The sequence below is a fragment of the Nonomuraea sp. ATR24 genome, from assembly GCF_041950485.1.
In the GTDB taxonomy this organism is placed as follows: domain Bacteria; phylum Actinomycetota; class Actinomycetes; order Streptosporangiales; family Streptosporangiaceae; genus Nonomuraea; species Nonomuraea ceibae.
The window spans coordinates 273,113-284,521 of sequence record NZ_JBGNUU010000003.1 but is presented as its reverse complement, the minus strand read 5'-3'; the positions used below and the strand labels follow the sequence as shown (position 1 = coordinate 284,521).

At 74.7% G+C, this 11,409-nt stretch carries 2 protein-coding genes; both read right to left on the bottom strand.

Annotated elements, in window-relative coordinates; translation table 11 throughout:
• Entirely contained in the window at window positions 1-11,025 is an 11,025-nt protein-coding gene (locus tag ACBI99_RS08970) for an amino acid adenylation domain-containing protein (protein ID WP_375072065.1), read from the bottom strand.
• A gap of 68 nt (window positions 11,026-11,093) precedes the next feature.
• Complete coding sequence (locus ACBI99_RS08965; protein ID WP_357587335.1) at window positions 11,094-11,303, bottom strand: MbtH family NRPS accessory protein; 210 nt, start codon at window positions 11,301-11,303, stop codon at window positions 11,094-11,096.
• Window positions 11,304-11,409 lie beyond the last annotated feature (106 nt).

The following is an 11,409-nucleotide window of genomic DNA, read 5'->3' as shown; positions in this document are numbered from 1 at the left end:
TCATTCGTTGTCCCATTCGGTGGCAAGATCGTCAATTTCTTCCTGGCTCAGTTCGAGCAGCGGCAGGTCGGACGGGGTGTGGCCGCCCGCGTCACCCCGCCGCACGTGCGTGACCAGGCCCCGCAGGGCCTCGGTCCACAGCTCGGCGAGTTCTTCCACGTCCTTCCTGTCGATCCAGTCCGCCGGGAAGGTCCACGTGGCCTCCAGCCGCGGGCCGGCGGGCAGGTCGTACGTGACGGCGTTGATCTCCAGCGGGTGCCCCACGGCCAGTCGCGGGCGGGGGGCCGCGGGCGGCGCCTCCTCGCCGGCGCGCTGGATCCGGCCGAGGTAGTTGAAGCCGATCTGCGGGGCGGGCAGCCCGGCCAGCCGGGGCGCGGTGCCGGGGTTGAGGTGGCGCAGCATCCCGAAGCCGATGCCGTTCTCGGGGACGGCGCGGAGCTGCTCCTTGACCCGCTTCATGGCCAGGCCGACGGCCGGCTCGCCGGCGCGGACGGCCGCCCAGTCGGCCGGGCCCGGGTCGACGGCCACGGGGAAGAGGCTGGTGAACCAGCCGACCGTGCGCGACAGGTCGACGTCGCCGGCGATGTCCTCGCGGCCGTGCCCTTCCAGGTCCAGCAGGACGGCGGTCGGTGCCGCCAGGGCCGCCGCGCGCCGGGACCGCCACTGCGAGACGGCGAGCCCGAGCCCGGTGAGCAGGACGTCGTTGACGCGCCCGTGGAAGGCCGCGGGCACGCTGGTCAGCAGCGGTTCCGTCACCTCGGCGGGCAGGGTCACGCGCACGTCGGCCGTCCGGTCGGAGGTGTCGCGCACCGGGTCGAGCGGGCGGCTGCCGAGGAGGGGGTCCGGCGTGGCGAGCACGTCGGTCCAGAACGGGAGCTGCGCCTCCCTGGCCGGGTCGCCGGCCAGCTCGCGCAGGCGACGCGCCCACCGGCGGAACGAGGACGGCACCGGGTCCAGCTCGACCGGCTCGCCGGCGGCCAGCGCCGTCCAGGCGGCGTGCAGGTCGGGCAGCAGGATCCGCCAGGAGACGCCGTCGACGACCAGGTGGTGCAGCACCAGCAGCAGCCGGCCCTCGCGGTCCGGGCCGTGGTCGAACCAGACGGCGCGCACCATCACGCCCGCGTCCACGTCCAGGCCGGCCACGGCCGCGTGCCCGTGCCGGGCGAGCGCGGCCTCGTCGAGCCCGCCCCCGTCCAGCCCGCCGCCGTCGAGGCCGGTCGCGTCGAGGCCGGTCGCGTCCACCCGGCGTACGCAGGTCGCGGCGTCGAGCGTGCCCTTCTCCGGCACCGTGAGCCGCCACTGCCCGTCTGTCCGCGACAGCCGCATCCGCAGGGCGTCGTGGTGGTCGAGCAGCGCCTGGAGCCCCTGGGTGACCAGGTCCAGGCGGACGCCCGGGGGCGTGGGCAGGAACGCCGACTGGTGGTGGGCGTCGATCGAGCCGTGCCGCTCGGCCAGCCAGGCGATGATGGGCGTGAGCGGCACGTCGCCGACGGCCTCCGCGGGGTCCTCGGTGACCCCGGCCGGAGCGGGGCGCATGGCTGCGGCCAGCGCCTCCATCGTCCGGTGGGTGAAGACGTCCCGGGGCGTCAGCTGCCAGCCCGCCCGGTGCGCCCGCGCCGCGAGCTGGATCGTCATGATGCTGTCGCCGCCGAGCTCGAAGAACCCGTCGTCGAGGCCGACCCGCTCCAGGCCGAGCACGTCGGCGACCAGGCCGCACAGCAGCTCCTCCTGCGGGGTGCGGGGGGCGCGGTGCGCGGCCAGGTTCCGCGACCACGGCTCGGGCAGCGCCCGGCGGTCGAGCTTGCCGTTGGGGGTCAGCGGGATCGCGTCGAGGTGCATGACCGCCGACGGGACGAGGTAGTCCGGCAGCAGGGCGGCCAGGTGAGCGCGCAGTTCGTCCGGGCTCGCCGCCTCCCCCGCCGGGACGACGTAGGCGACCAGGCGCTTGACGCCCGGCTGGTCCTCGCGCGCCACGACGACGCTGGTGGTGACGTCGGCGCGCTCGTTCAGCACCGCCTCGACCTCGCCGGGCTCGATCCGGAAGCCGCGGATCTTGACCTGCTCGTCGGCGCGGCCGAGGAACTCCACCTGCCCGTCCTCGCGCCACCGGACGACGTCGCCGGTGCGGTACATCCGCTCGCCGGGCGCGCCGAACGGGCAGGGCACGAACCGGTCGGCGGTCAGGTCCGGCCGGTGCAGGTAGCCGCGCGCCAGCCCGTCGCCCGCCAGGTACAGCTCGCCGGGCACGCCCACGGGCATCGGCTGGAAGTGCTCGTCCAGCACGTACACGTGCGCGTTGAGCAGCGGCGTGCCGATCGGCGGGGCGGCGCCGGGCGGCGCGGCGGCGACCAGCGCGGCCACAGTGAACTCGGTGGGGCCGTAGGCGTTGAACATGCGGCGCCCGGGGGCCCAGCGGGCGACCACCTCGGCGGAGCACGCCTCCCCCGCCGTGACCACGGTCTCCCAGCTCGGGTACGGGCGCTCGGGCAGGGTCGCCAGGACCTGGGGCGGCAGCACCGCGTGGGTCACGCCGGCGCCGTCGATCAGCTCGGCGAGCCGGTCGCCGCCCAGGCAGTCCAGCGGGCGCAGGACGAGCGCGGCGCCCGCCGCCCACGCCATCAGCATGTTGGCGACGGAGGCGTCGAACCCGAAGGAGGCGAACTGCAGCACCCGCGACGTGCCGGTGATCCCGTACCGCTCGATGTTGTCGGCGGCCAGGGACGCCAGCCCGCGGTGGGTGACCACGACGCCCTTGGGCGTGCCGGTGGAGCCCGAGGTGTAGATGACGTAGGCGGGCTGGTCCAGCGCGATCGGCGGGCGCGGGCTGTCCGCCGTGGCGGGGACGTCCTCGATCGGCACGACGGCGTGGCCGTCCGGGACGCGGGCGGCCAGGCCGGGCGCGGCCAGCACGAACGCGGGCTCGGCGGCGGCCAGCACCTGGGCGATCCGCGCGTCCGGGTGGTCCGGGTCGATCGGGACGTACGCGGATCCGGACTTGGCGACGGCGAGGAGCGCCACCACCAGTTCGACGGAGGCGGGGGCGAGCACGGCGATCAGCCGTTCGGCGCCCGCGCCGCGCTCGATCAGCGCCTTGGCCAGCCCGTTGGCGCGGGCGTCGAGCTGCGCGTAGGTCAGCTCGGTGTCGCCGAGGACCAGCGCCGGCGCGCCGGGGGTGCGGGCGGCGGCGGCCTCGAACAGCTCGGGCAGCGTCCGCGCGATCCCGGGCCGGGCGGTGTCGTTCCAGCGGACCAGGACCTGATCCAGCTCGCCGTCCGTGAGCAGCGCGGTGTGGCCGAGCGGCCGGTCGGGATCGGCGGCGACGGCGGTGAGCAGCCGGCCCAGCAGCGTGGCCAGCCGCCGCGCGGTGGCCGCGTCGAACAGGTCGGTGGCGTAGTTCAGCTCGCCGCTCAGGCCGGCCGGGTCGCCGGTGGCGGTGCGGTGCTCGGTGAGCTGGACGAGCAGGTCGAACTTGGCCACGCCCTCCTCGAACGGCACCGCGGCGACGTCGAGGCCGGGCAGGTCGAGTGTGGCGTGCTCGTCCGGCGCGAGGCTGAGCATCACCTGGAACAGCGGGTGGCGGCCCGCCGACCGCTCCGGCGCGACCAGGTCGACCAGCCGCTCGAAGGGCAGGTCCTGGTGGGCGAAGGCGCCGAGGTCGGTCTCCCTGACCCGCGCCAGCAGCTCGCGGAACGACGGGTTGCCCGAGGTGTCGTTGCGCAGCACCAGCGTGTTCACGAAGAACCCCACCAGGTCGGAGAGCGCCTGGTCGGTGCGGCCGGCGACCGGGGAGCCGATCGGGATGTCGGTGCCGGCGCCCAGGCGGGTGAGCAGCGCGGCCAGCCCTGCCTGCAGCGCCATGAAGAGGGTGACCCGGTGCTCGGCCGCGACGGCGGCCAGCGCCCGGTGGGTGTCGGCGTCGACGCGCAGCTCGGCGGACGCGCCCCGGTGCGACGACACGGCGGGGCGCTGCCGGTCGGCGGGCAGCGCGATCTCGTCGGGCAGCCCGGCCAGCGTCTTCGACCAGTACGCGACCAGCTCGTCGGCCGAGTCGAGCACCTCCCGCTGCCACAGGGCGTAGTCGGCGTACTGGACGGGCAGCGGCTCCCATCCGGGGGCCGTGCCGCGCACGCGGGCGGAGTAGGCCGCCGCCAGGTCGCGGGCGAGCGGGCCCATCGACAGGGCGTCGCCCGCGATGTGGTGCACGACGATGAGCAGCACGTTCTCCTCGGCCGACAGCCGGAACAGCCGCGCGCGGACGGGCAGCTCGGTGGCCAGGTCGAAGCCCTCGGCGGCCGCCTCGGTCAGCACCGCGCGGAGCCGCCCGGGTTCGACGTCGGCGCACGGCAGGTCGATCGCGGCGTCCGGCACGATCTCCTGGCGCGGCACCCCGTCCACCTCCGGGAACACCGTGCGCAGGCTCTCCTGCCTGGCCAGCACGTCCGCGAACGCCTGCCGCAGCGCGCCGGCGTCCAGCGGCCCGGTCAGCCGCAGCGCGGCGGGGATGTTGTAGGTCGCGTTCGGGCCCTCCATGCGGTTGAGGAACCACAGCCTGCGCTGCGCGAACGACAGCGGCAGCACGTCGGGCCTGGCCACGGGCCGCAGCGGCGGCTGGACGCGCCCGGACGCCTCGGCCAGGTGCCCGGCCAGCGCGGCGACCGTCGGCGCCTCGAAGACCAGCCGGATGGGCAGCTCCACGCCGAGCACGGCGCGCACCCTGGACACCAGGCGGACGGCCGACAGCGAGTTGCCGCCCGCGTCGAAGAAGCCGTCGTCGACGCCCACCCGCTCGACGCCCAGGACCTCGGCGAACAGGTCGCACAGCACCTGTTCGCGGGGCGTGCGCGGCGCGCGGCTGACGACCGGGGCGGCCGCCTCCGGCGCGGGCAGCGCCCGGCGGTCCAGCTTCCCGTTGGCCGTCACGGGCAGCCGGTCGATCACCATGATCACCGACGGGACCATGTAGCCGGGCAGCCGCCCGGACACGAACCCGCGCAGCTCGGCGACGTCCGTCTCCGGGGCGGCCACCACGTACGACACGAGCCTCGGGTCGGCGCCGCCCTCCAGGACGGTCGCCGCCTCCGCGACCGCCGGGTGCGCGGCCAGGGCCGAGGAGATCTCGCCCAGCTCGATCCGGTAGCCGCGCAGCTTGACCTGGTCGTCGGCGCGGCCGAGGAACTCCAGGGTGCCGTCGGGGCGCCACCGGCCCAGGTCGCCGCTGCGGTAGAGCACGCCGCCGTCGCCGAACGGGTCCGGCACGAACCGCTGCGCGGTCAGCGCGGGGTTGCCGAGGTAGCCGCGCGCCACGCCCAGGCCGCTGATGTGGATCTCGCCGGGCGTGCCGACCGGGACCGGGGCGCCGTGCCGGTCGAGCAGGTGGACCCGGCCGTCGGCCAGCGGCCTGCCGATCGGGTTGCCCGCGCCCGGCTCCAGGTCGGCCTCGGTGATCCGGTGGAACGTGGTGTGCACGGTCGTCTCGGTGATGCCGTACATGTTCACCAGGGCCGGACGGGACAGCCCGAACCGGGACGTCCACGGCCGCAGCTCGGCGATCTCCAGCTTCTCGCCGCCGAACACCACGTAGCGCAGGGCCAGCCGGTCCAGCCGGGGGTCGCCGTCCCTGGCCAGGGCGACGAGCGAGCGGAACGCCGACGGCGTCTGGTTCAGCACGCTCACCCGGTGGCGGACCAGCAGGTCGACGAAGTCGTCCGGGGAGCGCACCTGTTCGAGGGACGGCACGACGACCGTGCCGCCGTGGAAGAGCGCGCCCCACAGCTCCCAGACGGAGAAGTCGAAGGCGTAGGAGTGGAACAGGGTCCACACGTCGCCGAGCCCGAAGTCGAAGTGCCGAGCGGTGGCCTCGAACAGGCTCGTGACGTTGGCGTGGGTGACGCCGGTGCCCTTCGGCCGTCCGGTCGAGCCCGAGGTGTAGATGACGTAGCACAGGTCGCCGGCCGATCCCGGCGCGGCCGGGGCGGTGCCGGGGTAGCCCGACACGTCGCCGAGGACGAGCGCGCCGCGCAGGTCCGCGGCGCGGCCCTCGTCGGTGACCACGATCGGCGCGCCGGAGTCGGCCAGGATGTAGTTCACCCGCTCGTGCGGCTGCTGCGGGTCCAGCGGCAGGTACGCGGCGCCGGACTTGAGCACGCCGAGCAGGGTGGGCACGAGGTCGGCGCCCCGGTCGAGGCACACGCCGACCAGCGTCTCCGGCCCGGCTCCCAGCTCGATGAGGCGGTGGGCGCAGCGGTTGGCGCGCCGGTCGAGCTCGGCGTAGGTCAGCTCGGTGCCGCCGGACACGACGGCGACGGCGTCCGGGGTGCGCGCGGCCTGCCGCTCGAACAGCTCGTGCACCCGCGCGGCCGGCGCGGTGATCTGCTCGTCGCCGCTGAAGGCGGCCATCAGCGCCTCGTCGCCGTCGGGCAGGAACGTGGCGACGGCGTCGCCGCCGGGGTCCGCCGCCATCGCGGCGAGCACCTTGCGGTACATCTGGGTCAGCCGGTCGGCGTCGGCCCTGCTGATGACGCTGGTGTCGACGCTGATCCCGATGTGCCCGACGCGCACCGCCACGCCGAGCGGGAACTCCGTCGGGCTGTCGTCGATGCTGGCCAGGTAGTCCACCAGCCCGGTGTCGACCTGGTGGAAGTCCAGGTAGACGAACATGGTGTCCAGCAGCCGCCCGCCACCGGCCAGCTCCTGGATCGCGGGCATCGGGAACTGGCGGTGCCGCCACATCGTGCGCTCGCCGGCGAAGGTCCGCTCGACGAGGTCCCGCCAGGTCCGGGCGCCGGTCTCGTGGGCGAACGGCAGCGTGTTGAGGTACATGCCGTACACGTGCTCCGCGCCGGTCACCTCGGGCCTGCCGTGGAACACCACGCCCGCCAGGAACGACTCCTCCTCGGTGAGCTGGCTGAGCACCTTGAGGTGCGCGGCCAGCAGCACGCTCTTCATCGGGGCGCCGGCGGCGTCGGCCAGCGCGCGCAGCCCGGGCTCCAGGTCGAGGAAGGAGACGACGGCCGTGTGGCTGCTCCGCTCGGCCTCGCCCGTTCCGGGCGTCACGGCGAACTTCGGGTGGCCGCGGACGATGTCGCGCCAGTAGCCCCGGCTCTCCTCCGACTCCAGCGAGCGCAGCTCGGCGGCGATGAAGTCGGCGTAACGCAGCCGGGGGGCCTCCCACGGCTCCGGCTCGGCGCCGTCGCGCAGCCGCCGGTAGCAGCCCAGCAGGTCCATCAGCATCGAGTGGTGGCTCCAGCCCTCCATCACCGCGTGGTGCTCGGTGACCGACAGCCACCACGAGCCGTCCGCGCAGGTGTGGGCGGCCAGCCGGATCAGGCACGGCCGGCCCAGGTCCTCGAACGGGCGGGCGCGCTCGGCCTCGACGTAGGCGCGCATCGCCCGCTCGATGCCGGCGTCGTCGAGGTCGCCGAGGTCCGCCGTGGTGACGGACATCTCCGCCTCCCGGTGGACGAGCTGCATCGGCACGCTGTACGTGGTCATGTCGATGGCCGTGCGCAGCGCCTCGTGGCGGGCGACGAGGATCGCGGCCGCCTCACGGAACGCCTCGGGGGAGAACGGCGCCCCGTCGCGGATCCGGAACGACGTGGCGTTGTGGTAGACGCGCAGCTCCTGGTCGGCCATCATCTCGGCGACCATCCCGGCCTGCACCCGGGAGAGCGGGTACGCGTCGGCGACCCCGGCGGGGACCTTGGCCCGGTCCGCCGGCGAGATCAGCTCGAACGGCCGCACGTACCCCTGTTCGGGCGCGTCGTCCTGGGGCGCGCCGACGGCGGCGGCCAGCGCGGCGACGCTGCGGTGCTCGAACAGGTCGCTGACGCCGACGTCGAACCCGGCCTCGCGCAGCGCGCCCGCGAGCGCCACCGCGCGGATCGAGTCGCCGCCGATGTCGAAGAACCCGTCGTGCACGCCGACCTTGTCCACGCCGAGCACGTCGCTCCAGATGGCGGCGATCCGCTCCTCCACGCTGTCGCGCGGGGCCAGGTAGTCGCCCCGGGTGCCCAGCTCGGCGCGGCCGGGCGCGGGCAGGGCGGCGCGGTCGAGCTTGCCGTTGTTGGTCAGCGGGAAGCGGTCCAGCACGACGAAGGCCGAGGGGACCATGTACTCGGGCAGGTCGCGGGCGAGGAACTCGCGCAGCTCCGCCGGGGGCGGGACGTCGCCGCCGTCGCTGATCAGGTAGCCGACGAGCTGCTTGTCCCCGGCGGAGCCGCTCTCCCTGAGCAGGACGACGGCCTCGCTGATGCCGGGGTGCCGGGTGAGCACGGTCTCGATCTCGCCCAGCTCGATGCGGTAGCCGCGCAGCTTGACCTGGTGGTCGATGCGGCCGAGGAATTCGAGGCTGCCGTCGGGGAGCCTGCGGGCCAGGTCGCCGCTGCGGTACATGCGGGCGCCCGGGTGCGCGCCGAAGGGGTCGGGGACGAACTTTTCGGCGGTGAGCGCCGGCCGGTTGAGGTAGGCGCGGGCGACGCCGGGCCCGCCGACGTGGATCTCGCCGGGGACGCCGATCGGCACCAGGTTCCCCCACTGGTCCAGCAGGTGGACGCGCAGGTCGGCGAGCGGGCGGCCCACGGCGTTGCCGGCGCCCGGCCGCAGGTCGGCCTCGTTCACCTCGTGGTAGGTGGTGTGCACGGTCGTCTCGGTGATGCCGTACATGTTGACCAGGACGGGGCAGCGCAGGCCGAACCTGGCGACCCACGGCTCCAGCTCGGAGATCTCCAGCTTCTCCCCGGCGAACACGACCGCGCGCAGCCTCAGCCGGTCGAGGCCCGGGTGGCCCTGCCGGGCGAGGCCGACCAGGCCGCGGAAGGCCGACGGCGTCTGGTTCAGCACCGTCACCCCGTGCTCGGCCAGCAGGGCGAGCAGGTCCTCGGGGGAACGGGTCACCTCGCGGGGCGGCACGACGAGGGTGCCGCCGTACAGCAGGGAGCCCCACAGCTCCCACACGGACACGTCGAAGGCGTAGGAGTGGCACAGGGGCCACACGTCGGCCGCGGAGAAGCGGTAGTGCCGCTCGGCGCTCCGCAGCAGCCGGACCACGTTGGCGTGGGACAGGCACACGCCCTTGGGCCGCCCGGTCGAGCCGGAGGTGTAGATGACGTAGATCAGGTCGTCGGCCGTGCCGGGGACGGCGAGGTCGTCGCCGGAGTGGCCGGCGATGAGCTCGCGGTCCCGGTCGACGTCCACGATCGTGCCCTCGTAGAACCCGGCGACGGTACGGGCGCGGGCGGTCGAGGTGACGAGCACGGGGGCCGCCGCGTCGGTGACCATGAAGCCGAGCCGGTCGGCCGGCTGGGCGGGGTCCAGCGGCAGGTAGGCGGCGCCGCACTTGAGGACCGCGAGCAGGGCGGGGACGAGGGCGAGGTCGTTGTCCAGGCACACGCCGACCAGCGAGCCGGGCCCGGCGCCCAGGGCGCGCAGGTGGCGGGCCAGCCGGTTGGCCTCGGCGTTGAGCTGGGCGTAGGTGAGCCGGGTCTGCCCGAACACCACGGCGGTCGCGCCGGGGGTGCGGGCGGCCTGCCGTTCGAACAGCTCGTGGACGCGGCCGTCGATGACCGGCTGCTCGGCGGCGCCGATCTGCAACGCGCGCTCCTCGGCGCCGATGAAGTCGAGCGTGGCCGCCCGCGCGGCGGGGTCGGCGGCGACCGCCCGGAGGAGCCGGACGTAGTTGCCGGCCATGCGCGTCATGGTGTCCCGGTCGAACAGGGCGGTCGCGTACTCCAGCTTGGCCGGCAGCCTGTCGTGCTCGCTCTCGTCCACCAGGAGGGTCAGGTCGAAGCGGGAGAAGCGGGAGGAGCCGGGGATCGGCGCGACCGTGAGGCCGGGCAGCCGCAGCCCGGCCCGCTCGCCCTGCTGCAGGGTGAAGGCGACCTGGAACAGCGGGGTCCTGGACATGTCGCGCTGCGGCTGCAGCTCGTCCACCAGGAGGGCGAACGGGATGCCCTGGTGGTCGAAGGCGTCGGCGACCATGCCGTGGGCGTCGGCGAGCAGGTCCTGGAAGGCGGCGTCGTCGTCCCAGCGGGCGCGCAGGACGAGGCTGTTGATGCCGTAGCCGATCAGCTCGCGCAGCTCGGGGCGGGAGCGGCCGGAGACCATCGTGCCCACGGGAATGTCGGTCTTGCCGGTGTAGCGCGAGAGCAGCACGTGGAAGGCGGTCAGCAGGACGGTGAACAGCGTGGTGCCGCGGTCGCGGGCCAGGTCGCGGAGCCGGGCGGCCAGGTCGCCGGGGATCTCGAAGCCGAGGACGTCCCCGGCGGGGTCGCGGTGACTCGGCCGGGGCCGGTCGGCGGGCAGGTCGAGCGGCTCCATGCCGTCCAGGCGCTGCCGCCAGTAGCGGAGGTGCCGCTGGTGCTCGGCGTCCTGGGCGCGTTCCCAGGCCGCGTAGTCGGCGTACTGGACGGCCAGCGGGGCCAGCGTCGGCGGGCGTCCCTCGTGGCGGGCCGCGTACAGCTCGCCGAGCTCGGCGGTCAGGACGGCCAGCGACCAGGCGTCGCAGGCGATGTGGTGCAGGACGACGATCAGCGCGTGGTCGTCGTCGGCCAGCCGGGCCAGCGTGGCCCGGACCGGCCACTCGTGCTCCAGGTCGAACGGGACCAGCGCCTCCCGCTCGCTGAGCTCCGCGACGGCGGCGTCCCGGTCCTCGCGGGCGGACAGGTCCAGCGACGTCAGCCGCAGGTCGCCGGGGGCGTCGACGACCTGGACGGGCTCGGTCCCGGCCATGCGGTAGCGGGTGCGCAGGATCTCGTGCCGGGCGAGCACCTCCCGCCACGCCTCCACCAGGGCGGCCACGTCGAGCGGCCCGCGCAGCCGCCACGCGACGGGGACGAGGTACTCCGGGTTGCTGGTCTCCAGCCGGTTGAGGAACCAGAGCTGCTGCTGGCCGAACGACAGCGGAAGGCGCGCGTTGCGATCGGTCAGGGGTATGCCCGCGGCGGGTGATCCCCGGCGCGCTCGCCGGGCTTCAAGGCTCCGGCGGATCAGCTCCTCACGAGCGGAATTCGAGACTGGCTCGTTGCTCATCCCCGTTGCTCCCTAGACAGGTGGTCGGCCATCAGAGAACGAGCCTTGGATCAGCGCCTATACGGGCCCTATACGGGGGCGCCCGTCTCGCGGCGCAGGCTCGCGGGGCGCATGTCGGTCCACACGCGCCCGATGTGGGCGAGGCATTCCTCGCGGGTCCCGGTGAACCCTTCGGGTCTCCAGCCGGCCGGGAGAGCCCGGTCGGCCCACCAGATCGAATGCTGTTCCTCGTCGTTGAGCACGACGAGGAACGGGGCGGCGGTTGGCTGCTCGGTCATGGGGAACTCCTCGCTGCGCGGCGCCGGTGCGCCGGCGTGGTCGTCGCGAGGAGTCTCGACGCCTCCGCCATATCCGCCCTATACGGATGTCTCCTGATTCACTGGT

Coding starts and splice junctions, on each gene's coding strand:
- ACBI99_RS08965 (WP_357587335.1), bottom strand. CDS start 11,303: ATGACCGAGCAGCCAACCGCCGCCCCGTTCCTCGTCGTGCTCAACGAC.
- ACBI99_RS08970 (WP_375072065.1), bottom strand. CDS start 11,025: ATGAGCAACGAGCCAGTCTCGAATTCCGCTCGTGAGGAGCTGATCCGC.